The following is a 23,973-nucleotide window of genomic DNA, read 5'->3' on the forward strand; positions in this document are numbered from 1 at the left end:
CATAGAAGAAGGGAAGCCAGCATGAAAATCCATGAGTATCAGGGCAAAGAAATCCTCCGAAAGTTCGGAGTGACGGTTCCGCGCGGCATTCCGTGCATGTCGGTCGACGAGGCCGTCAAGGCAGCTGAACAGCTGGGCGGCCCGGTCTGGGTGGTCAAGGCCCAGATCCATGCTGGCGGCCGTGGCAAAGGCGGCGGCGTGAAAGTCGCCAAGTCGCTCGAACAAGTGCGCGAGTACGCGCAGCAAATCATGGGCATGCAGCTCGTCACGCACCAGACCGGCCCGGAAGGCCAGAAAGTGCGTCGCCTGCTGGTCGAAGAAGGCGCCGACATCAAGAAAGAACTGTACGTCTCGATGGTCACCGACCGCATCTCGCAGCGCGTCGTGCTGATGGCCTCGTCGGAAGGCGGCATGGACATCGAGGAAGTCGCGCACAGCAACCCGGAAAAAATCCACTCGATCGCCATCGATCCTTCGGTCGGCCTGACCGACGCCGACGCCGACGACATCGCGACCAAGATCGGCGTGCCTGCCGAATCGCTGGCCGATGCCCGCACCCAGCTCAAGGGCCTGTACCAAGCCTACTGGGAAACCGACGCCTCGCTGGCTGAAATCAACCCGCTGATCCTGACCGGTTCGGGCAAGGTCATTGCCCTCGACGCGAAGTTCAACTTCGACTCGAATGCGCTGTTCCGCCAGCCGGAAATCGTCGCCTACCGCGACCTGGACGAAGAAGATCCAGCCGAAGTCGAAGCATCGAAGTTCGACCTGGCGTACATCTCGCTCGACGGCAACATCGGCTGCCTGGTGAACGGTGCCGGCCTGGCCATGGCCACCATGGACACCATCAAGCTGTTCGGCGGCGAGCCGGCCAACTTCCTGGACGTGGGCGGCGGTGCGACGGCTGAGAAAGTCACCGAAGCATTCAAGATCATGCTCAAGAATCCTGGCTTGAAGGCCATCCTGGTTAACATCTTCGGCGGCATCATGCGTTGCGACGTCATCGCCGAGGGCGTGATCACCGCATCGAAAGCTGTCTCGCTGCAGGTGCCGCTGGTGGTGCGCATGAAGGGCACCAACGAAGACCTGGGCAAGAAGATGCTGGCCGACTCCGGTCTGCCGATCATCGCCGCCGATACGATGGAAGATGCAGCCAAGGCCGTCGTCGCCGCTGCTGCTGGTAACGCCTAATTCGAAGGAATAAACAAATGTCGATCCTGATCAACAAAGATACAAAAGTCATCACCCAGGGGATCACCGGCAAGACCGGTCAGTTCCATACCCGCATGTGCCGCGACTACGCGAACGGCAAAGAGGCGTTCGTCGCCGGCGTAAACCCGAAGAAGGCCGGTGAAGATTTCGAAGGCATCCCGATCTACGCCAATGTGTCGGAAGCCAAGGCCGCCACCGGCGCCACCGTGTCGGTCATCTACGTGCCGCCTGCCGGCGCCGCCGCCGCCATCTGGGAAGCCGTCGAAGCCGAGCTGGACCTGGCCATCTGCATTACCGAAGGCATTCCCGTGCGCGACATGATGGCGCTCAAGGACCGCATGGCCAAGGCTGGTTCGAAGACCCTGCTGCTGGGTCCTAACTGCCCAGGCCTGATCACCCCGGACGAAATCAAGATCGGCATCATGCCCGGCCATATCCACCGCAAGGGCCGCATCGGCGTCGTCTCGCGTTCGGGCACCCTGACCTATGAAGCAGTCGGCCAGCTGACCGCCTTGGGCCTGGGCCAGTCGTCGGCAGTCGGCATCGGCGGCGACCCGATCAACGGCTTGAAGCACATCGACATCATGAAGATGTTTAACGACGATCCCGATACCGACGCGGTCATCATGATCGGCGAAATCGGCGGTCCGGACGAAGCCAATGCGGCCTACTGGATCAAGGACAACATGAAGAAGCCGGTCGTCTGCTTCATCGCCGGTGTCACCGCGCCTCCAGGCAAGCGCATGGGCCACGCCGGCGCGCTGATCTCGGGCGGCGCCGATACCGCGCAAGCGAAGCTGGATATCATGGAAGAGTGCGGCATCAAGGCCACCAAGAACCCTTCGGAAATGGCACGCCTGCTGAAGGCCATGCTGTAATATCGTCTGGTCCTTGTTCTGAAATGAAGGAGCCTGCGGGCTCCTTTTTTACCGTCAAAAATTCTTTCATCCGGGACAGAAAACGCGTGGTGGATGACAAAATTTGTCATGTCCGCGCCGCCTTGGACAGTTTTCGTCGCTTTTCTTGCTCGCCTATTAACGATTTCAGGGCCAAATGGCCTGGCACGGCGCTTGCAATAAAGCACGTGTGGCACGAAGCACTGCTGAACATACAACCCAACATACTACCCCTGGAGATCCACCATGAAATCGATGAAAATTGTCAAGAAAGCACAAGCCGGCTTCACCCTGATCGAACTGATGATCGTCGTTGCCATCATCGGCATCCTGGCTGCTGTCGCCATCCCTAACTACCAGAACTACACCGCCAAATCGAAGTTCGGCGCGGCACTGTCGGAAGTGTCGGCAGGTAAAGTAGGCTTCGATGCCAAGCTGAACGACGGTGAAGCCATCGAAGCACCGAAAGATGCCGGCCTGTCGGAAGCGGCGACCGCCAACTGCACCTTCGGCTCTACCGCCTCCACCCTGACGTGCGACATCATCGCCGGCCCAAGCTCGGTGGCGACGAAGAAGATCACCCTGACGCGTGACGACGCCGGCAACTGGAAATGCACCGCACCGGAAGTCGAGCAGAAACTGATCGGCGCGACGGGCGTCTGCCAAGGCAAGGCATAATTTTTCCCGATGTAGAAAAAACCCCGCTTCGGCGGGGTTTTTGTTTTTGGCTGAGGTAGCGCAATCGCGCCCTGGCGGCCACGGTTATCGTTCCGGTCTGCGCAATCTCACCGGAGGATCATTATGTTATGCAGGAAATTTCTCAATAACGGGCAAGCCGGTTTCACCCTGGTCGAATTGATGATCGTCGTCGCCATCGTCGGGATCCTGGCAACGGTCGCCCTCCCCGCTTACCAGGATTACATGGCGAAATCGAAGTTCGGCGTTGCTTTGACTGAGGTGTCGGCAGGCAAAGTCGGTATCGACACCAAATTAATCGACGGCGAGACCGTCACCAAGCCGGAAGAGGTCGGGTTGGCTGCGGCCGACAAGCCGACCGCCAACTGCAAGTTCGGCGCCAACGCCGGTCCGGACGCCACCAGCCTCACCTGCGAGATCATGGCGGGTCCGGCCAGCGTCAAGGGCCGGACCATCACGCTCACCCGCGACAAGGACAGCGGCGCCTGGCGTTGCAGCGCCGCCAGCGTCCCGCAAAAGCTGATCGGGCCCGAGGCCGTCTGCAAGGGAACATGACCAGGCAATCAGTTCGGCAACATCGACCGGCAAGCCCGCGCCAGGGCGGGCCGTGCTGGAGGCCGGCCGGTCGTGCCGGATCAGCGCTTCACATGCTGGTCGAGCCAATCGATCACCGTGCGGTGCCACAATAACGAGTTCGCCGGTTTCAAGACCCAGTGGTTTTCGTCCGGGAAGACCAGCAACTTGCTGTCGATGCCGCGCCGCTGCAGCGCGGTGAAGGTCGACAGGGCCTGCGCCGTCGGAATCCGGAAGTCGAGCTCGCCCTGGATCACCAGCATCGGCGTTTTCCACTGGTTCACATGGTGTACCGGGTTGAAGCGCTCGTGCTGCTGGGGCACGGCAAAATAGGGGCCGCCGCTTTCCCAATCCGTGAACCATTGTTCCTCGGTCGAATAGGCCATGCCGCGTGTATCGAACACGCCGGCATGGTTGACCAAGCATTTGAAACCATCGGGCCAGTTACCCGCGATCCAGTTCACCATGTAGCCGCCGTAGGAGGCGCCCAAGGCGCAGCTGCGCCCGCGGTCGAGCCACGGGTATTTCTTCACCGCCGCTTCCAGGCCCTTCTGCAGGTCGACCAGCGGGGCGCCGCCCCAGTCGCCGCTGATGGAATCGGTGAACTTCTGGCCGTAGCCGGTCGAGCCATGGAAATCGATGAACACGGTCGCATAGCCCGCGCCCGCGTACACCTGGGGATTCCAGCGGTAGCTCCAGGCATTGCCGAAACTGCCCTGGGGGCCGCCATGGACCAGGAAGGCGATCGGGTATCTTGCGCCCGGCGTCGCATTCCACGGCTGCATCACGTAACCGTAGACGGTGTCGCCCTTGGCGCCCTTGAACGAAAACTGCTCGAATTGGCCGAAGCGCACGTCGGCCAGCTTGTCGGCATTGTGACTGGTCAGCTGGCGCGGCGTGGCGCCCTGCAGCGCCGTCGTATACAGCTGGGCCGGCGAATTCAGGCTGGCATGGGTATAGGCGATGGTGTCGCGCCGCATGTCGAAGGCGCCGATCGCGCCTTGCCCGGTCAGCGGCGCGACCTTGCCGCTGGCGACATCGATCGCGAACAGGCGATGCTGGCCGACGTCCTCGGCATCGACGACGAGCGTCTTGCCGTCGGCGCTCCACTGCAGGGCGCCGGCGGAGCGGTCCCAGTGTGCCGCCAGCTTGCGCTTCTTGCCGCTGGCGACATCCATCAGCATGATCTGGTAGCGGTCGGCCTCGAAGCCGGGGCGGGCCATCGCTAGGTAGGCGAGGGTGCGGCCATCGGGCGCGAACACGCCCTTCGTGTCCCAGGCCGGATTGTCAGGCGTCAGGTTGCGCGGCGCCGCGCCGCCGGCAGCGGGCACGCTGTACAAGTCGAAATTGGTCGACCAGGCCTCGGTCTTGCCCGCGATGCGCGCCGAAAAGACGACTGTCTTGCCGTCCGGGCTGAAACGGTATTCCTCGCGGTCGCCGAAGGGTTTCGAGGGCACGTCGCCGTCGAGCGATCCGGACAGGCTGACCGGCGCCCCGGCGCGGCCATTCGCTTCCAGCGGCGCCGAGAACAGCACGGCATTGCGGCCGTCGCGCCAGGCATCCCAGTGGCGCACGAACAGGCGGTCGTAGACGCGCCCACTTGCCTTGTTCTTGGCTTGCGCATCCATGCGCTCCCTGGTGCAGGCCAGGTCCGCGCAGTCGCGGAACACGGCCACGCTGAATGCGATGCGCTCGCCCGTCGGCGAGAGGCGGAAATTGTCGACATCGAGCGGCAGGTTCGTCACCTGCACCGGCTCGCCGCCGCCGGCCGCCTGGCGCCAGACCTGGGAGCTGCCCGAGCGGCTGGACAGGAAGTACACGGCATCGCCCGAGGGCGACCATTCCGGATCGGTGCTGCTGCTGTCGTGGGTCGTCAACATCGTCGGCGCCGCGGCGGCGCCGTGCAGGCCGGCGATCCACAGGCTGGTATGACCCTTGTTCTTGGCCAGATCGGTACGGCGCACGGTATAGACGACGCGGCTGGCGTCCGGCGACACGGCCGGGCTGCCGACGCGTTCCAGGTTGACCAGGTCTTCCACGGTGAAGCCGCGCGGCGCGGCGATGGCGCTGGAGGCGGCGACGGCCGCGCCCAGCATCAACAAACGTAATTTCATTAAGTCCTCTTGAGGCGTGTCTCGGATAATGTGTCTGCCCGGCTATGCCGTGCAATCCAGCAATTTAACACGGCCTGCGGCGGCGATTGTTCCCGTCACGGACGGCTGCACTTGCATCAGCAGGTGACACCCCTCCAATTGAGGAGTAGAGTCGATGGTGCACTGCACCATCCGGCGCCCGTGCCGGACCCCGACCGTTCACCAGGAGAACAGCATGACTTCAATACTGACCGTCACCCCGAGCCCGGCCTTGTCTGGCGATACAGCGCCCCCCTTGTTCGATACCTGGTCCAGGGTTGCCGGCTTGTACCGGGACGCCACGCAAGCCAGCACGCAACAAATGATGTTGAGTTCGGCACGGATCATCCAGGAACATACGCTGCGCGCCTTCATCTCCGCCGCGCAGGCTTGCGCCGACGCGCTCGCGAAGAACGCCATGGCCGTGCAACAGCAGGCGCTGGAGCGCTACATCGATGCGAACGGAAAGGCAGCCGGAATGATGAGCACGGCCTTTGCCCAGGCCTGGATACGGAGTTTGCAGCCTGCGAAATAAGGGCGACCGGGCGCCTGCTTCCCTGCCACGGCGCGCCGCCTGCGGTAGACGGGCGGCGCCGCCTGCATTTTCCTCCTGCGCGCCGCCGGTGTGAAGTCCTCGCCTGCGTGCGCGGCGCCTAGCGCGCCGCCGTCCAATCCCCGCTTTTGCCCCCATGCTTTTCCAGCACCCGTACATCCGTCATCACCATCCCGCGGTCGACCGCCTTGCACATGTCGTAAATCGTCAGGAGTCCGATCTGCACGGCGGTCAGCGCTTCCATCTCGACCCCGGTCTTGCCGTATAACTCGACTTGCGCGCGGCAGTGGACACTGCTGGCGGCGGCGTCGACGTCGAAATCGACGGCCACGCGCGTCAGGGCCAGCGGGTGGCACAGGGGAATCAGGTCGCTGGTGCGCTTGGCGGCCATGATGGCGGCAATCCGGGCGATGCCGAGCACGTCGCCCTTCTTGGCATTGCCCGATTGGATGAGCTGCAAGGTTTCCGGTTTCATGCGGATGGTGCCGGCGGCCACCGCCACGCGGTGGGTCTCGTTCTTGGCGCCGACGTCGACCATGTGGGCCTGGCCGGTGGCGTCGAAATGGGTCAGCCGGTCGGTGCCTGGCGTCGGATCGGGATGGGTCATGGTGGTGTCGGTATGCTCGGGTAAGAAAGTGTTTCAGGGTGCGGCAGGCTGCCAGCGGATGGGGTTATCATAGCATCGTGAACTTGACCATCCATTCCGCGCTGCCGCCTGTCTCGCCCCGCTGGCGCCGTGCGCTGGCCGCCCTGTTCGTGTCGGCCGCGGCCGCGTCCATCCCGGTCGCGGCGCAGCCGTCGAGCAGCTTGCCGAATACGTCGCGCCTGCCGACGCTGGGCGACGCTGCGCGCGGGGATTTGTCGCCCGTCGTCGAGCGCAAGCTCGGCGAGGAAATCATGCGCGAGATCCGGCGCGACCGCGATTACCTCGACGACGATGCGATCGGCGAATACCTGAACAATTTCGGCGGCGCCCTGGTCGACGCGGTGCCCGGCACGCGCGGCGAGACCAATGCCGACTTCACCTTCTTCCCGCTGCGCGACGCCGCCGTCAACGCCTTCGCGCTGCCGGGCGGCTTCATCGGCATTCATTCCGGCCTGCTGCTGGCGGCCCAGACCGAATCCGAACTGGCCTCGGTCGTCTCGCACGAGATCGGCCACGTGTCGCAGCGCCACATCGCGCGCATGCTCGGCCAGCAACGCCAGGACGTGCTGCTGCCGCTGGCGGCGATGATCCTCGCGGCGCTGGCGGCGAAGGCCAGTCCGGATGCGGCGATGGGCGTGCTGATGGGCGGGCAGGGCCTGGCCGTGCAGCGCCAGCTCAATTTCAGCCGCGACGCCGAGCGCGAGGCCGACCGCGTCGGCTTCCAGATCATGGGTGCGGGCGGCTACGATACCTCGGGCATGGTGGCCTTCTTCCGGCGCCTGCAAAGCGCGACCAAGGTCTATGGCGAAATCCCGGCCTTCCTCAGCAGCCATCCGCTCACGAGCGATCGCATCGTCGACATCCAGTCGCGCATTCGCGAGACGCCCAAGCGCCAGCGCCCCGACACGATCGAATTTCACCTGGCCAAGGCGCGCGCGCGGGTATTGCAGGACATGGGCACGAGCGCGCGCCGCGCGACCCGCACCACGTTCCAGGCCCAGCTCGGCGAGCAATCCCGCCAGCAGCAGGTGGCGGCGCACTACGGCTTGTCCTTCCTGGCGCTGAAAGAAGGCGACCTGGCCGGGGCGCGCAGCTGGTTCGACAAGGCGCGCGCGGCCACCAAGCCGAAGGAAGGCGCGTTCTCGGCCGCGCCGGCGAGCGACGGCGGCGCCATGTTCGCCGTGCTCGACCTGGAAATCAAGCTGGCGCCGGGCCAGCCGAAGGAAGTCGTCGGGCAAGCCCTGCAGGACGCGGCGGAGGCGACCGGCCACTATCCGATGTCGCGCGCGCTGGCGCGCCAGTATGCCGCCGCGATGATCGGCGCCGGCAAGCCGGACGAGGCGGCGCGCTACCTGCGCGACCAGGTGCAGCTGTACCGCGAGGATGCCAAGCTGTACGACCTGCTGGCGCGGGCTTATTCGAACCAGGGCAAGATCGCGCTGCAGCACATGGCGCTGGCCGAATCGTATGTGCTGGCCGGCGCGCTGCCGGCCGCGGTTGCCCAGCTCGACATCGCGCGCAAGGCAAGCGATGTCTCGTTTTACGAGCAGTCGGTGATCGATGCGCGCGAGCGCGAGCTCACCGCGCGCCAGAAGGAAGAGAAGGAAGCCGAGAAGGGCAAGTAGCCCCGCTCGCGCCGCGGCCCGGCGCTCAGGCGTCCGGCGCCGGCGTACGCACGAAACCGAAACGCCGCGGCAGGTCATCGCGCACGACGCGTTCGGCCGCGATGGTATTGCCGCGCCAGCGCAGGGCCAGGCTTCCCGCGCCGTCATCGAGCCAGCGCAGCAGGGCCTCGTCGCCGGCCCGCTTGCCGTCCAGTTCGAATGCCTCGAACAATTGCGCCATGTCGCGGTCATCGATCTGGGCCACCACCTCGCCCGTTTGCACGATTACCACGCCCACTTCGGTCAGATACACGTGTTCGATCGTCTCGAACGGGGCGCCGGTATGCAGCACCAGTCCGAGGGCCGGATCGGTGCGCGCGATATAGGGCGTCGCTTCCAGGTTCACGTAGACGCGCTGCGGACCGTTCTGGAAATACCAGCGGCCGGCGGCGTCGTGCCCGTAGTTGCGGTTGATAAAGCCGACGAGCGCGGCGTTGTTCAGTTTGTCGCCGGGGGCGTCGGCTTGCTGGGCTTGCTCGTCGCGCATGCGCCAGCCGCCGCGCGCATCCAGCGCCAGCCAGCCGAAGCAGTGCGGCACGTTCGGCCACTTGGCCATTGCCTGTTTTACGATGTCATCCATGCATGCCAGCTTCGCATACTTCGGCGGCCGCCGGCGCGCCGCAGGGTGTGGCGCCGATGTCGTCGAAGAACGAGAGAATGCGCCCCGGCAGCCAGTCGATCCGCCCCGGGAAGGGCCCGACGGGAAAACCGACATGGCCGCCGCCTTCCGGATACTCGAGCGTCACGGCCGCCGAGGCGCTCGTCGGCAGGTACCGGCCCGGCAGGAAGGGATCGTTGCGTGCGTTCAGGACCAGGCTCGGCACGGTAATGTCGTGCAGCACATGGCGCGCGCTGGCACGGTGCCAGTAGTCGTCGGTGTCGCGGTAGCCGTGCAGCGGGGCGGTGACGACATTGTCGAAGGCGTAGAGGTCGCGCGCGGCGAGCAGCGCCTTGCGGTCGAAGAGATCGGGAAATTGTTCCAGCTTGGCCAGGCATTTCGGCTTCAGCGTTTGCAGGAACATGCGCGTATAAAACATATTCAAACCCGAGGACAGGGCCTCGCCGCCGCGCGCGAGGTCGAGCGGGGCGGAAATGGCGGCCGCGGCCGTCACGAAATTGGCCGCGCTGCCCGATTCGCCGAGCCAGCGCAGCAGGGCGTTGCCGCCCAGCGAAACCCCGGCCGCGTAGAGCGGACCCTGGGTGCGTGCGCGCAGGCGCGCCATGATCCAGTCGATTTCAGGCGCGTCGCCCGAGTGATAGAAACGCGCCGTACGGTTCGGTTCGCCCGAACAGCCGCGAAAATGCGGCACCGCGCCCGACCAGCCGCGTGCCGCCAGCGCCGCCATCAGGCCGCGCGCGTAATGGCTGTTCGACGAGCCCTCCAGCCCATGAAACAGCACCACCAGCGGCTGGCCGGGCTGGCCGTCGACGAAATCGACGTCGACGAAATCCTCGCCCAGGGTCGGGTGATGCACCTCCCAGCGTTCGCGCCGGTAGGCGAGCGCGGGCCTGGCCACCAGCGTGGCGGGGTAGATCGTTTGCAGGTGGCCGCCGGGCAGCCATGGGGGGGCGCGGTAGGTCATGGCAGCGGCAGCGAGACTGCCGTGTCCGGATTAATGGTGCTTGAAGGCCACGCCAGGGGCGAGGCGGTAGCGGGTACCGCAGTAGGGGCACTTGGCTTCGCCGTCATGGTCGAAATCGAGGAAGACGCGCGGGTGCGACGACCACAGCGGCATGGCCGGGTTCGGGCAATGGGCCGGCAAATCCTTGGCCTCGAGTTCCACCAACGGCATCGTCTTGTCAGTCATTCAGATTCTCCATCACGCAAAATTGGGCAAAGACAGGATTTTAACGGATAAGAGCGGCTCTTCCGAATGATCGGTAGAATGGCGGATTGACCATGGCCGGGTTGCCCGTCCAGCCGTCACGCACCTGCCACCCGGGCACGGCGTGCCCACCCTACAACATCCGCAGCACTCGACGCTTCCTTGCAATGCCTGTTAGTTTCCGCTTCGCCGCCGCATTCCGCTCATTATTCTGTTGCAGGATGGCGACATGAACGCGCCCGAGCCTGTCCGGCAGATCGCGCACGTGCCTGAACGCCACGATGCCGCCCTCTGGCAGGAGGGCTTGCGCACCGGTTTGCCGAGCCTGTTCGGCATTGCCGCCTGGGGCCTGGTGGTCGGTATCGCGATGGTCAAGACGGGACTGACGCCGCTGCAGGCCTGTGGCATGACACTGCTCGTCTTTGCCGGTTCCGCGCAGCTGGCGTCCTTGCCGCTGATCCTGGCGCATGCACCGGTCTGGGTGATTTTTGCCACGGCGATGGTGGTGAACCTGCGCTTCGTGATCTTTTCCGCCTTGCTGGCCCCGCACTTCTCGCACTTGCCCTGGCGCCAGCGCCTGCTCTACGGCTTTATTAGCGGCGACATGACGGTGGCGATGTTCCTGCAGCGCTTTCCGACCGCGGCGCCGGTGCCGGGCAAGCTGTCCTACCTGAAAGGGCTGGTGCTGCCGAACTGGGCGGCCTGGCAGGCCGGCTCCCTGATCGGCATTTTCGTCGGCAGTGCGATTCCGGCCGAATGGGGCCTGGGCTTTGCCGGCACGCTGGCCATCCTGTGCATCACGGTGCCGCTGGTGGCCAGCAGCGCCGCCCTGTGCGGCGTGCTGGTGGCCGCCGCGGTGTCGGTGCTGGCCCACGGTGCTCCGTACAAGCTGGGGCTGCTGGCGGCGGTCTTGGCCGGCATGCTGGCGGCGCTGGCCGCCGAAGCGATGATCGAACAGCGAAAGGCGCGCCATGGCTGACTGGGAAATCTGGGCCACCATCGTGGCGCTGTCGCTGTCGACGGCGATCACGCGCAGCGGCTTCTGGCTGGTCGGACACAAGGTGACGATCGCGCCGCGCATCCAGCGCATGCTGCGCTACGCGCCGGCCTGCGCTCTGGCGGCCATCATCGGTCCCGACTTGCTGCTCGATGCCCGGGGCGCCATCGACCTGGGATTGGGCAACCCGAAACTGCTGGCCGGACTGGCCGCGCTTGGTTTCTATGTATGGCGCAAGAACATGCTGCAGACCATCGTGTTCGGCATGCTTGCCTTCACACTGTTGCGAATCATGCACGTGTTTGGTGCCGCCCAATAATGGGCGTGCGGTAGAATATCGTTTTTTCACTCATCACTGTTGAGCCGACATGGACGCCGTTCTCAGTTTCACCCGCTTGCAAGACCTGATCGATCGCGATGCTTTGAAGAATAAGCGCGTCTTCATCCGCGCCGACCTGAATGTGCCGCAGGATGACGACGGCAACATCACCGAAGACACGCGCATCCGCGCCTCGATTCCCGCCATTTCGGCGGCATTGAAAGCCGGCGCCGCCGTCATGGTCACTTCGCACCTGGGCCGTCCGACCGAGGGCGAATTCAAGCCCGAAGACACGCTCGCGCCGGTCGCCGCGCGCCTGGCCGAACTGCTCGGCCAGCCGGTCGAACTCAAGCAGAACTGGGTCGATGGCGTCGATGTCGCCCCCGGCCAGGTCGTGCTGCTGGAAAACTGCCGCGTCAACAAGGGCGAGAAGAAGAACGCCGATGAGCTGGCCCGGAAGATGGCCAGGCTGTGCGACGTGTACGTCAACGACGCCTTCGGCACCGCGCACCGCGCCGAAGCGACCACCCACGGCATCGCCAAGTTCGCGCCCGTCGCCTGCGCCGGTCCGCTGCTGGCGGCCGAACTCGATGCGCTGGGCAAGGCGCTCGGCCAGCCGGCGCGTCCGCTGCTGGCGATCGTGGCCGGCTCGAAAGTGTCGAGCAAGCTGTCGATCCTGCAAAGCCTGGCCGGCAAGGTCGACAACCTGATCGTCGGCGGCGGCATCGCCAACACCTTCATGAAGGCCGTCGGCCTGAACATCGGCAAGTCGCTCGTCGAAAACGACCTGGTGGGCGAGGCCAGGCAGATCATCGACATGATGAGCGCGCGCGGCGCCTCGGTGCCGATTCCCGTGGACGTCGTCTGCGCCAAGGAGTTCTCGCCGACGGCCGCCGCCACCGTCAAGGACGTGGCCGATGTGGCCGACGACGACATGATCCTCGACATCGGCCCGAAGACGGCCGCCACGTTGGCCGGGCAAGTCGCCAAGGCCGGCACCATCGTCTGGAACGGCCCGGTCGGCGTGTTCGAGTTCGACCAGTTCGCCGAAGGCACGAAGACCCTGGCCATGGCGATCGCCGACTCGAACGGCTTCTCGATCGCCGGCGGCGGCGACACCCTGGCGGCGATTGCCAAATACGGGATCGGCGACAAGATCGGCTATATCTCCACCGGCGGCGGCGCCTTCCTTGAGTTCCTTGAAGGCAAAACCCTGCCGGCAGTCGAGATCCTGCTCCAGCGTCAGGCCAGGTAAGCCAGCAAGACCCAGCGCAGCTTCGAGGCTGCGCTTCTCATTTGAAGATCAAGGATTCTTATGTATTGCGCCACCAAGATCGTTGCCACCATCGGCCCTGCCTCGACCGACTTCGACATCCTCGTCAAGATGATCCGCGCCGGCGTCGACGTCGTGCGCCTGAACTTCTCGCACGGTAAAGCCCAGGACCACATCGACCGCGCCGCGCTGGTGCGCCGCGCCGCCGAAGCCTGCGGCGTCGAAGTGGCGATCATGGCCGACATGCAGGGACCGAAGATCCGCGTTGGCAAGTTTGAAGATGGCAAGATTTTCCTGAACAATGGCGACCGCTTCATCCTTGACGCCAAATGGGGCGAAAATGGCGAGCTGGGCAACCAGGAACGCGTCGGCCTCGACTACAAGGCGCTGCCGCGCGACGTGCGTCCGGGCGACAAGCTGCTGCTCAACGACGGCCTGATCGTGCTGATCGTCGACAAGGTCGCCGGCCACGAGATTTGCACCACCGTGAAAGTGGGCGGCGAGCTGTCCAACAACAAGGGCATCAACCGCCAGGGCGGCGGCCTGACCGCGCCGGCGCTGACGGCCAAGGACATGGAAGACATCAAGACGGCGATGAGCTTCCAGGCCGACTACCTCGCCATCTCGTTCCCGAAGAGCGCCACCGACATGGAAATGGCGCGCCAGCTGGCCAATATCGCGGGCGAGCCCTACCACCACAAGCCGCTGATGATCGCCAAGATCGAGCGGGCCGAAGCGATCCCCGTGCTGCAGGAAATCCTCGACGCGTCCGACGGCATCATGGTCGCGCGCGGCGACCTGGCCGTCGAGGTGGGCAATGCCGCCGTGCCGGCGCTGCAAAAGCGCATGATCCGCATGGCGCGCGCGTCGAACAAGCTGGCCATCACCGCGACCCAGATGATGGAGTCGATGATCGTCAACGCCGTGCCGACCCGCGCCGAAGTGTCGGACGTGGCCAACGCCGTGCTCGACGGCACCGACGCGGTGATGACCTCGGCCGAAACGGCTTCGGGCAAGTACCCGGTCGAAACGGTCGAGATGATGGCCGCGATCTGCCTGGAAGCGGAACAATCCGAATACAACAAGCTCGACGCCGATTTCCTGAACGTGGAATTCACCCGCATCGACCAGTCGATTGCCTATGGCACCCTGTTCACCGCCCATCACCTGGCGGTGAAGGCGATCGTCGCCCTGACCGAGTCGGGCTCGACCGCGCTGTGGATGAGCCGCCATAACATCGACACCCCGATCTTTGCCCTGACCCCGTCACGCACGACGCAGCGCAAGGCTTCCCTGTACCGCAACGTGCGAGCATTTCCCCTGCTGCAGGAAGGCGGCAGCCATGCGGTGCTGCGCAAGGCCGAAGAGCTGCTGATCAAGGAAGGGATGGTCAGCCCGGGCGACACCATCGTCGTGACCTGGGGTTCGCCGATGGGCGAGGCCGGGGGCACGAATGCACTCAAGATCGTGCGCGTCGGCGAGACCTATAAAGATTAAAAGGCGGCTTCGCATTGTCGAAGTCCTTCAACAGGTTTTTTATTTTGGAGTACTACCATGGCACTCGTATCACTGCGTCAATTGCTGGACCATGCTGCTGAAAACGGCTATGGCCTGCCGGCCTTCAACGTCAACAACCTCGAACAGGTGCAAGCCATCATGGCCGCGGCCGATGCCACCGGTTCGCCGGTGATCATGCAAGCCTCGGCGGGCGCGCGCAAGTATGCCGGCGAAGCGTTTCTCCGCCACCTGATCGACGCCGCCGTCGAAGCCTACCCGCACATCCCGGTCGTCATGCACCAGGACCACGGCCAGTCGCCGGCCGTCTGCATGGGCGCGATCCGTTCGGGCTTCACGTCCGTGATGATGGACGGTTCGCTCGAAGCCGACGGCAAGAGCGTCGCCAGCTACGAATACAATGTCGAAGTGTCGAAGGAAGTCGTGAAGTTCGCGCACTCGATCGGCGTGACCGTCGAAGCCGAACTGGGCGTGCTCGGTTCGCTCGAGACGATGAAGGGCGACAAGGAAGACGGCCACGGCGCCGACGGCACCATGACGCGCGAACAGCTGCTGACCGACGTCGCGCAGGCGGCCGACTTCGTGGCCCGCACCCAGTGCGACGCGCTGGCCATCGCCATCGGCACCTCGCACGGCGCCTACAAGTTCACGCGCAAGCCGACCGGCGACATCCTGGCGATCGACCGCATCAAGGAAATCCACGCCCGCATCCCGAACACCCACCTGGTCATGCATGGCTCCTCGTCGGTGCCGCAGGAGTTGCTGGCGATGATCCGCGAATTCGGCGGCGACATGAAGGAAACCTATGGCGTGCCGGTCGAAGAAATCCAGGAAGGCATCAAGCACGGCGTTCGCAAGATCAACATCGACACCGACATCCGCCTGGCGATGACGGCCGCGATCCGCAAGTACATGTTCCAGAATCCGTCGAAGTTCGATCCGCGCGACTACCTCAAGCCGGCGCGCGAGGCGGCGACCGAGATCTGCAAGGCGCGTTACATTTCCTTCGGCTGCGAAGGCATGGCCGCGAAGATCAAGCCGATCCCGCTGGAAAAAATGGCCGAGCGTTACAAGGCCGGCGAACTGGCCCAGGTCGTCAAGTAATCGATGCGTTTGGAACGGGCTGCCGCGGCAGCCCGTGTTTCTTATCGGCGGACCGCCTTTTCCCTGTCCGCCGACACCGCTTAGTGTGTTTTCCCTGATATTCCTCCTATGAACAGCCTCTATCAAACCACGATCAAGTCCCTGCCATTGCTCGGCCACGGCAAGGTGCGCGACAACTACGCCGTCGGCGACGACAAGATCCTGATCGTCACCACCGACCGCCTGTCCGCCTTCGACGTCGTCATGAACGAACCGATCCCGGGCAAGGGCATGGTATTGAACCAGATGAGCGATTTCTGGTTCGAGAAGCTCGGCCACATCGTGCCGAACCACCTGACCGGCGTGGCGCCGGAAAGCGTGGTGGCCCCCGATGAAGTCGAGCAGGTGCGCGGCCGCGCGGTCGTCGCCAAGCGTCTCAAGCCGATCATGGTCGAAGCGGTCGTGCGCGGCTACATCATCGGGTCGGGCTGGAAGGATTATCAGCAAAGCGGCGCCATCTGCGGCATCGCCTTGCCGCCGGGCCTGCAGCAAGCCGAAAAGCTGCCGCAGCCGATCTTCACGCCGGCCGCGAAAGCCGACCTGGGCGAGCACGACGAGAACATCTCGTTCGCCGACATGGAGAGCCGCATCGGCCCCGAGCTGGCCGCGAAAATGCGCGACGTCTCGATCGCCCTCTACACCGCCGCCGCCGAATACGCGGCCACGCGCGGCATCATCATCGCCGACACCAAGTTCGAATTCGGCCTGGACGACCATGGCGTGATGCACCTGATGGACGAAGTGCTGACGGCCGATTCCTCGCGCTTCTGGCCTGCGGACTCGTACGCGCCGGGCATGTCGCCGCCGAGTTTCGACAAGCAGTTCGTGCGCGACTACCTCGAAACGCTCAGCGACTGGAAGAAAACGGCGCCGGCGCCCGCCCTGCCGCAAGACGTCATCGACAAGACCCAGGCCAAGTATTTCGAGGCCATCGAACGCCTGACCGGCGAAAAGCTGAAGGTATGACGATGACCAACGACGTCAAGCCGCTAGTCGGCGTTGTAATGGGCTCTTCGTCCGACTGGGACGTGATGAAGCACGCGGTCGACATCCTCAAGCAGTTCGGCGTGCCGTTCGAGGCGCAAGTCATTTCGGCGCACCGCATGCCCGACGACATGTTCAGCTACGCCGGCGCGGCCCGCGGCCGCGGCCTGCGCGCGATCATCGCCGGCGCCGGGGGCGCCGCCCACCTGCCGGGCATGATCGCGGCCAAGACCATCGTGCCGGTGCTCGGCGTGCCGGTGCCGTCCAAGTATCTGCGCGGCGAGGATTCGCTGCTGTCGATCGTGCAGATGCCCAAGGGCGTGCCGGTGGCGACCTTCGCCATCGGCGAAGCGGGCGCCGCGAATGCCGCGCTGACGGCGGTGGCCATGCTGGCCGCCGCCGATGATGCCCTGGCCGCGCAACTGGAAGGGTTCCGCGCGGACCAGACCGCCGCCGCCAAGGCGATGATTTTGCCTGTCTGAAGGCGCAGTGAGTAAGCATCCATGAGCAACAACCGTCATCCGCAAGACGCCGCCTTCCTGCCCACCGCCAAGCCGCCGACCTGGCTCGGCGTGATGGGCGGCGGCCAGCTCGGCCGCATGTTCGCCCACGCCGCCCAGGCCATGGGTTTCAAGGTCGCCGTGCTGGAACCGGCCGCCGATTGCCCGGCCGGGCAAGTGGCCGAGCGGCTGATCAACGCCGGCTACGGCGACAGCGCCGCGCTGGGCCAGTTGTCGGCCCTGTGCGCAGCCGTCACCACCGAGTTCGAGAACGTGCCGGCCGACAGCATGAACCTGCTGGCGCAGGACAGTTTCGTCGCGCCCAACGGCGCCTGCGTCTCGATCGCCCAGGACCGCGTGCTGGAAAAGCGCTTCTTCGTCGAGTGCGCACCCCGGTCGGGCGTGTTGCCGGCGCCGCACAAGGTGATCGCCTCCATCGAGGACATCGAGGCCATCGGCGACGAGCTGCTGCCGGGCATCCTGAAAACCGTGCGCATGGGCTACGACGGCAAGGGCCAGGTGCGCGTCGCGAGCCGCGCGGACGTGCGCGCCGCCTTCGCCGCCATGAACGGGGTCGCCTGCCTGCTCGAGAAGATGCTGCCGCTGGCCTATGAAATCTCGGTACTGACGGCGCGCGGGCACGACGGCGCGTCGGTCGTCTACCCGATCGCCGAGAACGTGCACCGCGACGGCATCCTGTTTACCACCACCGTGCCGGGACCGAACGTTTCCGCGTCCTGCGCGCAGCGCGCGCAGGACGCGGCGCGCGCCATCGTCGACCGGCTCGGCTATGTCGGCGTGCTCTGCATCGAATTCTTCGTCCTCACCGACGGCAGCCTGGTCGTCAACGAAATGGCGCCGCGTCCGCACAACAGCGGGCATTACACGATCGACGCCTGCCTCACCAGTCAGTTCGCGCAGCAGGTGCGGGCCATGGCGCGCTTGCCGCTGGGCGATGTGCGCCAGCATTCGCCCGCCGTCATGCTCAATATCCTGGGCGACGTCTGGTTCGAGGGCGATACCGTGCGCGAACCCGCCTGGGACCGCGTGCTGGCGCTGCCGGGCGCCTTTCTCCACCTGTACGGCAAGGACGATCCGCGCCGCGGGCGCAAGATGGGCCATGTGAACTTCGTGGCGCCGACGCTGGAAGCGGCGCAGCGACAATTGCAGGCTGCCTGCGCCATCCTGGGAATCGCGCCGTGAGCCTGCCGGGATTCGATCCTGCCGCCATCGAGGCTGCCGCCCGCGCGCTCGAAGCGGGGCAGCTGGTCGCGTTCCCGACCGAGACCGTGTACGGCCTGGGCGCCGATGCCGAAAATCCGGCGGCCGTGGCCGCCATCTACGCCGCCAAGGGCCGTCCGCAAGACCACCCGGTGATCGTGCACCTGGCGCCCGAAGCCGACATGGCGCACTGGGCCTGCGAGATTCCGCCCGAAGCGCATGCGCTGGCCGAAGCCTTCTGGCCCGGTCCGCTGACGATGATCCTGAAACGCGCGCCGAACATTCCGGACGCGGTCAGCGGCGGCCAGGATACGGTCGGCCTGCGCTGTCCCGCGCATCCGGCCGCGATTGCCTTGCTGCGCGCCTTCAAGGGCGGGCAGGGCGGGGTGGCGGCGCCGTCGGCCAACAAATTCGGCCACGTCAGCCCGACCCTGGCCCAGCACGTGCGCGACGAATTCGGCGCCGACGGCACGGTGGCCATGGTGCTCGACGGCGGCGCTTCGCAAGTGGGCATCGAATCGACCATCGTCGACCTGTCGCGGCTGGGCACGCATGGCCCGGTGCTGCTGCGTCCCGGGCATGTCAGCGCGCAGGCGATTGCCGCCGTGATCGACCGGGTGCCCGCCGCGCCCGACCTGGCCGCGCCGCGCGCGTCCGGCACGCTCGCGTCTCATTATGCGCCGCACACGCCGGTGGCGATGCAGGACACGGCGACGCTGGCGCAAACGCTGGCGCGCATGGCCGACGCCGGCCGCAAGGTCGCGCTGATCCATTATTCGGACTTGCCGCCCGCGCATGCCGCCACCCGCCTGCCGGCCACGCCGGAAGGCTTCGCGCACGCCCTCTACGCGGCATTGCGCGCAATGGACGGGCAGGGCGCCGACCTGATCCTGGTCGAGGCCCCGCCGCAAGCCGGTGCCTGGCTGGGCGTCAACGATCGCCTGCGGCGCGCCGCGCATGGATCGACCGGGATCGTGCACGGCTTGCTCAACCGCGACGCGGGCGTGTAGGCGGCGCATCCTCGTTGCGCTACGCGTTGCGCTACACATCGCGCGTGGGCGCGCCGAACCCACGCGAAACGTCGCACCGGTTTGTGCCTACACCACGACAGGGAAATCTCTATACAAGCGGAAAGAATACTGACATATTTATTTGGAACACGAATTACACGGTCGTTCGTTTCACAGAAAAATACGCATTCTTTTTAGGAGACACCATGCGTCAACTGAATTTCGCGCTCGCCCTCCTGAGCGCAGCCGTGCTGGCCGCATGCGGCGGCAGCGGCAGCAGCGGGGGCGACCAAACGCACAAGATCGCGTTCACCCAGCAGGTCAGTTTCGGCGACAGCCTGTCCGACGTCGGCACGTATAACGTCGGCGCGATCATGGCCGCCGGCGGCGGCAAGTACACGATCAATGGCGACAACCGGAGCGCCAATCCCGCCTACACCGGCCTGAACTGGACCGAAGTGCTGGCCGCGGAACTGAATCTGCCACGGCCTTGCGCCGCCCAGACCGGCCTGCAGGGCCTCGACAACGCCAACCCGGCGCTCGACTTCCATGTTGCGATCGTCAACAACGCCAACTGCTTCAACTACGCACAGGGCGGCGCCCGCGTGACCAATCCGATCGGCCCGGGCAACCGCGCCGTCAGGCCGGAACTGGGCCAGATGACCTTGCCGGTGATCGCCCAGGTCGCGAATCACTTGGCGAAAACCGGCGGCAAGTTCGGCGGTACCGAACTGGTCACCATCATGGCCGGCGGCAACGACGTCCTGATGATGCTGGGCCAGCTGAGCGCAGGCGCCACCGCCGCCGGCACCGCCGCCGGCCAGAAAGCCTTCCCGGCCCTGCTGACCGGCGCACTGGCGGCCCTGGTGCCGGCGGCGAACCAGGCGCTTGCGCAGCAGTCGATCGGCCTGGCCATCCAGGCCACGGCCGCGGCCGGCGGCACCCAGGACGCCATCGCCGGCGCCGCCGTCACGGCCGCGGCCCAGCTCGGCGCGCCGCTCGCGGCCGCGCAGGCGGCCGCCGCCAAGGCCGGTAGCGACGCGCTAGCGGCCGGTGCCAAGGCTGGCGCCGACTACGCCGCCGCGCAAGGCCCGCTCATGGTGGCCGCGCTGGGCCAGGCAGGCGCCGAACTGGCCGCCATCGTCAAGACCGAGCTCGTGGCCAAGGGCGCGAACTACGTCGTCGTCAACAATTTGCCCGACGTGGCCAGCAGCCCGTCGGGCAAGGCGCAGAGCGCCGAGATCCAGGCGCTGATCAAGGCCATGGTCGACACCTTCAATGCGCAGCTCAAGGCCGGCCTCGGCGAAGATCCGCGCATCGCCTACGTCGACCTGTTCACGTTCAGCCGCGACCAGGTGGCCAATCCAGCCATCTACGGCCTGACCAACACCGCGCAGAAGGCGTGCACCACCGAATCGTCGCTGACCTGCACCGGCAAGACGCTGTCGGCACCGGACGTGAGCCGCTACATGTTCGCCGACGACATCCACCCGACGCCCTACGAATACGGGCTGGTCACCCGTTATGTCCTGAAGGACATGGCGGTCAAGGGCTGGCTGTAACGCGGCATCGAGCCCGGCCGCGCCGGCCTGCGGACAGGCCCGCGGCCGGCTCCAACAAGCATCCAGGAGACAGTATGAAACTACGTACGCATGGCGTCGCCAAGACGCTGATCGCCGCCGCCGCGCTGGCATGCGCCGCCAGCGCGGCGGCCCAGTCGGCCGGCAAGTGGACCGCGAAATTCGGCTTCGGCGAGCTGGCCCCGAAGGTCGAGAGCGGCGATTTGTCGGCGCCGGCCCTGCCGTTCACCAGGATCGACGTCAAGTCCGACATCCAGCCGGTCCTGGTCGTCGCCTACGGCGTCACGGACAACATCTCGCTCGAAGCCGCGCTCGGCACGCCGTACAAGCACAAGCTCCTCGGCGCCGGTTCCATCGCCGGCACCGGCGAACTGGGCACGGTCGAGGCGCTGCGGCCGGCGCTGTTCGCCCAGTACCGCTTCCTTGCGCCGGGCGCGGCCTTTCGTCCCTTCGTCGGCATCGGCGCCACCTACACCTACTTCATGAAGGAATCCGGCTCGGGCAGGCTGACCGCGCTGACCAATCCGGGCGGCCCGCCGACCACCTTCGAGATCGACGACAAGTTCTCCTACACCGCCCAGGCCGGCATGACGATGCACCTGAGCGAGCGCTGGTTCGCCGACGTGAGCGTCAACAAGAGCCGCCTGCGCACCGACGTGCGCTATTCGACGGGCCAGCGCCAGCACGTGAAGCTCGACCCGGTGGCGGTGGCGCTGGCAGTCGGCTACAAGTTCTGAGAAGCGGCGCGCAGGGCTTGGGCCAGTTCCTTGCATAAGCCTTTCTGATGGAACGGGCCGTTTTATCAGATAAGCTAATGCAGGCAGGACGCGTACGCCGTGAAATGCTCGCCGCTCATGGCCCGTTCGTACAGGTAGCCCTGGTAGACGAAGCAGCCGGCTTGCGACAGCCATTCGCGCTGGCCCTGGGTTTCGACGCCTTCGGCGATGACCTGCAAGCCCAGGCTGCCGCCGAGCGCGATGATCGAGCGCACGATCGAGGCGTCGTTGCGGTCGGTCAGCACGTCGCGCATGAAGGAATAATCGATCTTCAACTGGTCCAGCGGCAGCTTGCGCAGGTAGGCCAGCGACGAGTAGCCGGTGCCGAAGTCGTCGAGCGAGAAGGTGATGCCCAGGCGCCGCAGCGTTTCCATGGTCTCGACCGTGTGCGCGAAATCGGTCACGACCAGGGTTTCGGTGAGCTCGAATTTCAGGCCGTGCGGATCGACCCCGGTCGCCGCCAGGATTTCCTGGGTCATGGCGACGAAATCGGGTTCGACGAACTGGCGCGCGCTCACGTTGACCGACAGCGACAGGTGGCGCGTGGCGGGATTGCACTGCCAGGTGGCCAGCTCGCGGCAAGCCGTCGCCAGCACCCAGCGCCCGATATCGACGATCAGGCTGGTTTCCTCGGCCTGCTTGATGAATTCCGTCGGGTACAGGATTTCTCCGTTGGGCTGGCGCCAGCGCAAGAGCGCCTCGGCACCGATCACGCGGCTGTCGCCGTCGAGCTGGGGCTGGTAGTTCAGCAGGAATTCGTGGTTGCGCAGCGCGCGCCGCAGGCCGCTTTCCAGTTCCGAACGCGCGCTCCACTTGGCCTGCATGTCGGGATCGAAAAAGCGGAACGTATTGCGCCCCGCGGCCTTGGCCTGGTACATCGCCGTATCGGCCTGCTTCAGGGTCGATTCCACCGTGTCGGTGGCGCCGCTGATCATGGTCACGCCGACGCTGGCCGAGACCGAATACATGAAGTCGGCCAACTGGAAGGGCGCGCGCATGGCGGCGACGACCTTCGCGGCCACCGTCTCGGCCTGGTGCGCGGCCGCTTCCATCGTTTCTTCCTCGGGCAGCACCAGGATGACGAACTCGTCGCCGCCCAGGCGCGCCACCATGTCCGCTTCGCGCACGCTCTGTTCGAGGCGGCGCGCGACGGCTTGCAGCAGCATGTCGCCGGCCGCGTGGCCGTGCGTATCGTTGAGCGTCTTGAAGTTGTCGAGGTCGAGGAACATCAGGGCGCCGACCTTGCGCGAGCGCGCGCTTCCCAGCAGCGCGCGGCGCAGGTGGTCGTGCAGGCTGGCGCGGTTCGGCAGCTCGGTCAGGGCGTCGAAATAGGCGAGGCGGTGGATGCGCGCCTCGTTGTTCTTGCGCTCGCTGATATCGGTGCTGAACACCAGGATCTTTTGCGGCACGCCCGAGGCCGGATCGGCCGGCACCACGGTCCAGCGCGAGTCGGCGTGCAGCAGGCTGCCGTCGCGCCGGAACTGGTGCAGTTCGCCGACCCATTCGCCTTCGTCGAGCGCCATCTTGTACGCTTCGCTGTAGGCCGCGCGGTCGTCGCACAGCAGCTCGGACATGCGCTGGCCGACGGCCTCCTTCGCTTCCCAGCCGTAGAGCCGTTCGGCGCCCTTGTTCCAATAGGTGATGCGCGAGCCCATGTCCATCACGAAGATGGCGTCGCGCGCCTTGTCGAGCAGCGAAGATTGTTCCAGCGCCAACTCGTCGGCGCGGCGCAGGACGGTGATGTCGGCGATGAAGCCTTCGAGCGCCACGACCTTGCCGTGCGCATCGAACACGGCCGCGCCCTGTTCCCAGACCCAGCGCAGCTTGCCGGAGGCGTTCATGATCCTGTAGCTGAACTGAAAGGCACGGCGTTCGCGGATGGCCAGGTTGGTGTCGTCGGCCACCTTGGCGCGATCGTCGGGGTGGATCAGGCTGGCGTACGACATGGCGTTTTCGCCGGTAAAGGCCGACGCCGGATAGCCGGTCAGTTTCTCGACCCCGGCGCTGAGGAAAATCATGGTCCAGGTGCAGTCGTTCAGGCAGCGATAGACTGCCCCTGGCAAGTTGCTCAGCAATAGATCGAGCGACAGCGCGGATGCGTCATGGGATCGTAGATTCGTCGACACTGGGTGGCCAGATGATTGCATGTTCCGTGCGCTCCAAAGAGGTGGAACACGAGTAGGGCAATGCTTGATCGAGAACACATGGTAACGCGAAACTTACGTCAGTTCGTCACTGCAAAGGCGCTTAATTCAAATTTGATGTCAAATAAATACGGTTAGCACACTTTTCATCCAGTGCGGGTAAATTGGGCACGTGCTGCCACCGGATAATGGCCCGGTGGCCAGCGCCGGTGGCGCAGACCGGCGCCGACCAGGGCGGGATCGACCCGCTCAGAACGCGGCGATGCCGGTCTGCGCCCGGCCCAGGATGAGCGCGTGGATATCGTGCGTGCCT

Annotated in this window: 23 protein-coding genes; 17 read left to right on the forward strand and 6 right to left on the reverse strand. The window is 65.5% G+C overall.

The window, feature by feature from the left end:
* Positions 1–21 precede the first annotated feature (21 nt).
* The 4 genes from sucC to ACFPOU_RS01260 all read left to right on the forward strand — a co-directional run bounded on the left by sucC (position 22) and on the right by ACFPOU_RS01260 (position 3,359).
* A complete protein-coding gene (gene sucC / locus ACFPOU_RS01245) occupies positions 22–1,191 on the forward strand; it encodes an ADP-forming succinate--CoA ligase subunit beta (RefSeq protein ID WP_379715962.1) in 1,170 nt (389 codons plus the stop codon).
* 17 nt (positions 1,192–1,208) lie between these two features.
* Entirely contained in the window at positions 1,209–2,090 is an 882-nt protein-coding gene (gene sucD / locus ACFPOU_RS01250) for a succinate--CoA ligase subunit alpha (protein ID WP_379715965.1), read from the forward strand.
* 264 nt (positions 2,091–2,354) lie between these two features.
* Complete coding sequence (locus tag ACFPOU_RS01255) at positions 2,355–2,786, forward strand: pilin (RefSeq protein WP_379715968.1); 432 nt, start codon at positions 2,355–2,357, stop codon at positions 2,784–2,786.
* 123 nt (positions 2,787–2,909) lie between these two features.
* Positions 2,910–3,359, forward strand: coding sequence for a pilin (locus ACFPOU_RS01260; protein ID WP_379715971.1), 450 nt, complete (start codon positions 2,910–2,912; stop codon positions 3,357–3,359).
* A gap of 80 nt (positions 3,360–3,439) precedes the next feature.
* Here ACFPOU_RS01260 and ACFPOU_RS01265 read toward each other — a convergent pair whose 3' ends face one another.
* Entirely contained in the window at positions 3,440–5,491 is a 2,052-nt protein-coding gene (locus ACFPOU_RS01265) for a S9 family peptidase (RefSeq protein ID WP_379715974.1), read from the reverse strand.
* Between the two features lie 214 nt (positions 5,492–5,705).
* On the opposite strand from ACFPOU_RS01265, the gene ACFPOU_RS01270 reads away from it, so the two are divergent.
* Complete coding sequence (locus tag ACFPOU_RS01270; protein WP_379715977.1) at positions 5,706–6,044, forward strand: hypothetical protein; 339 nt, start codon at positions 5,706–5,708, stop codon at positions 6,042–6,044.
* 118 nt (positions 6,045–6,162) lie between these two features.
* Here ACFPOU_RS01270 and moaC read toward each other — a convergent pair whose 3' ends face one another.
* A complete protein-coding gene (gene moaC, locus ACFPOU_RS01275) occupies positions 6,163–6,669 on the reverse strand; it encodes a cyclic pyranopterin monophosphate synthase MoaC (RefSeq protein ID WP_379715980.1) in 507 nt (168 codons plus the stop codon).
* 89 nt (positions 6,670–6,758) lie between these two features.
* Between moaC and ACFPOU_RS01280 the strand changes: the two genes are divergently transcribed.
* Positions 6,759–8,333 (forward strand): M48 family metalloprotease, encoded by a 1,575-nt coding sequence (locus tag ACFPOU_RS01280; RefSeq protein ID WP_379716036.1) that lies wholly within the window; start codon positions 6,759–6,761, stop codon positions 8,331–8,333.
* Between the two features lie 25 nt (positions 8,334–8,358).
* On the opposite strand, the gene ACFPOU_RS01285 is transcribed toward ACFPOU_RS01280, so the two are convergent.
* The 3 genes from ACFPOU_RS01285 to ACFPOU_RS01295 are packed head-to-tail and all read right to left on the reverse strand — an operon-like array spanning position 8,359 to position 10,180.
* The gene (locus ACFPOU_RS01285; protein ID WP_379715983.1) at positions 8,359–8,952 is read right to left on the reverse strand and encodes a DUF2946 family protein; all 594 of its coding nucleotides are present in this window, start codon (positions 8,950–8,952) and stop codon (positions 8,359–8,361) included.
* A complete protein-coding gene (locus tag ACFPOU_RS01290; protein WP_379715986.1) occupies positions 8,945–9,955 on the reverse strand; it encodes a YheT family hydrolase in 1,011 nt (336 codons plus the stop codon). The genes ACFPOU_RS01285 and ACFPOU_RS01290 overlap by 8 nt, the downstream gene beginning before the upstream one ends.
* A gap of 30 nt (positions 9,956–9,985) precedes the next feature.
* The gene (locus tag ACFPOU_RS01295; RefSeq protein WP_379715989.1) at positions 9,986–10,180 is read right to left on the reverse strand and encodes a zinc-finger domain-containing protein; all 195 of its coding nucleotides are present in this window, start codon (positions 10,178–10,180) and stop codon (positions 9,986–9,988) included.
* Positions 10,181–10,427: 247 nt separating this feature from the next.
* Here ACFPOU_RS01295 and ACFPOU_RS01300 point away from each other — a divergent pair, with 247 nt between their 5' ends.
* The 11 genes from ACFPOU_RS01300 to ACFPOU_RS01350 all read left to right on the forward strand — a co-directional run bounded on the left by ACFPOU_RS01300 (position 10,428) and on the right by ACFPOU_RS01350 (position 21,477).
* The gene (locus ACFPOU_RS01300) at positions 10,428–11,177 is read left to right on the forward strand and encodes an AzlC family ABC transporter permease (RefSeq protein WP_379715992.1); all 750 of its coding nucleotides are present in this window, start codon (positions 10,428–10,430) and stop codon (positions 11,175–11,177) included.
* On the forward strand, positions 11,170–11,514 hold the full coding sequence (locus ACFPOU_RS01305; RefSeq protein ID WP_379715995.1) for an AzlD domain-containing protein: 345 nt from the start codon (positions 11,170–11,172) through the stop codon (positions 11,512–11,514). The genes ACFPOU_RS01300 and ACFPOU_RS01305 overlap by 8 nt, the downstream gene beginning before the upstream one ends.
* A 49-nt stretch (positions 11,515–11,563) precedes the next feature.
* Positions 11,564–12,769 carry a phosphoglycerate kinase gene (locus tag ACFPOU_RS01310; RefSeq protein WP_379715998.1) on the forward strand — a complete coding sequence of 402 codons (1,206 nt, stop codon included), beginning with the start codon at positions 11,564–11,566 and terminating at the stop codon, positions 12,767–12,769.
* A 60-nt stretch (positions 12,770–12,829) separates the two neighbouring features.
* Entirely contained in the window at positions 12,830–14,284 is a 1,455-nt protein-coding gene (gene pyk / locus ACFPOU_RS01315; RefSeq protein ID WP_379716001.1) for a pyruvate kinase, read from the forward strand.
* A 57-nt stretch (positions 14,285–14,341) separates the two neighbouring features.
* Positions 14,342–15,406 (forward strand): class II fructose-bisphosphate aldolase, encoded by a 1,065-nt coding sequence (fba, locus tag ACFPOU_RS01320; protein WP_379716004.1) that lies wholly within the window; start codon positions 14,342–14,344, stop codon positions 15,404–15,406.
* A 108-nt stretch (positions 15,407–15,514) separates the two neighbouring features.
* On the forward strand, positions 15,515–16,411 hold the full coding sequence (locus tag ACFPOU_RS01325; RefSeq protein WP_379716007.1) for a phosphoribosylaminoimidazolesuccinocarboxamide synthase: 897 nt from the start codon (positions 15,515–15,517) through the stop codon (positions 16,409–16,411).
* 2 nt (positions 16,412–16,413) lie between these two features.
* Positions 16,414–16,911, forward strand: a complete 498-nt coding sequence (purE, locus tag ACFPOU_RS01330; protein WP_379716039.1) for a 5-(carboxyamino)imidazole ribonucleotide mutase — start codon at positions 16,414–16,416, stop codon at positions 16,909–16,911.
* Between the two features lie 21 nt (positions 16,912–16,932).
* The gene (locus ACFPOU_RS01335; RefSeq protein ID WP_379716010.1) at positions 16,933–18,132 is read left to right on the forward strand and encodes a 5-(carboxyamino)imidazole ribonucleotide synthase; all 1,200 of its coding nucleotides are present in this window, start codon (positions 16,933–16,935) and stop codon (positions 18,130–18,132) included.
* Positions 18,129–19,160, forward strand: coding sequence for an L-threonylcarbamoyladenylate synthase (locus ACFPOU_RS01340; protein WP_379716013.1), 1,032 nt, complete (start codon positions 18,129–18,131; stop codon positions 19,158–19,160). Before ACFPOU_RS01335 ends, ACFPOU_RS01340 begins: the two co-directional genes overlap by 4 nt.
* 206 nt (positions 19,161–19,366) lie before the next feature.
* Positions 19,367–20,722 (forward strand): SGNH/GDSL hydrolase family protein, encoded by a 1,356-nt coding sequence (locus tag ACFPOU_RS01345; protein ID WP_379716016.1) that lies wholly within the window; start codon positions 19,367–19,369, stop codon positions 20,720–20,722.
* Positions 20,723–20,796: 74 nt separating this feature from the next.
* Positions 20,797–21,477 carry an OmpW/AlkL family protein gene (locus ACFPOU_RS01350; protein WP_379716019.1) on the forward strand — a complete coding sequence of 227 codons (681 nt, stop codon included), beginning with the start codon at positions 20,797–20,799 and terminating at the stop codon, positions 21,475–21,477.
* A gap of 74 nt (positions 21,478–21,551) precedes the next feature.
* Here the strand turns inward: ACFPOU_RS01350 and ACFPOU_RS01355 are convergent, their stop codons facing one another.
* Positions 21,552–23,534 (reverse strand): putative bifunctional diguanylate cyclase/phosphodiesterase, encoded by a 1,983-nt coding sequence (locus ACFPOU_RS01355; protein WP_379716022.1) that lies wholly within the window; start codon positions 23,532–23,534, stop codon positions 21,552–21,554.
* Positions 23,535–23,973: the final 439 nt, after the last annotated feature.

It is taken from the genome of Massilia jejuensis (assembly GCF_042656795.1).
GTDB lineage: Bacteria > Pseudomonadota > Gammaproteobacteria > Burkholderiales > Burkholderiaceae_D > Telluria > Telluria jejuensis.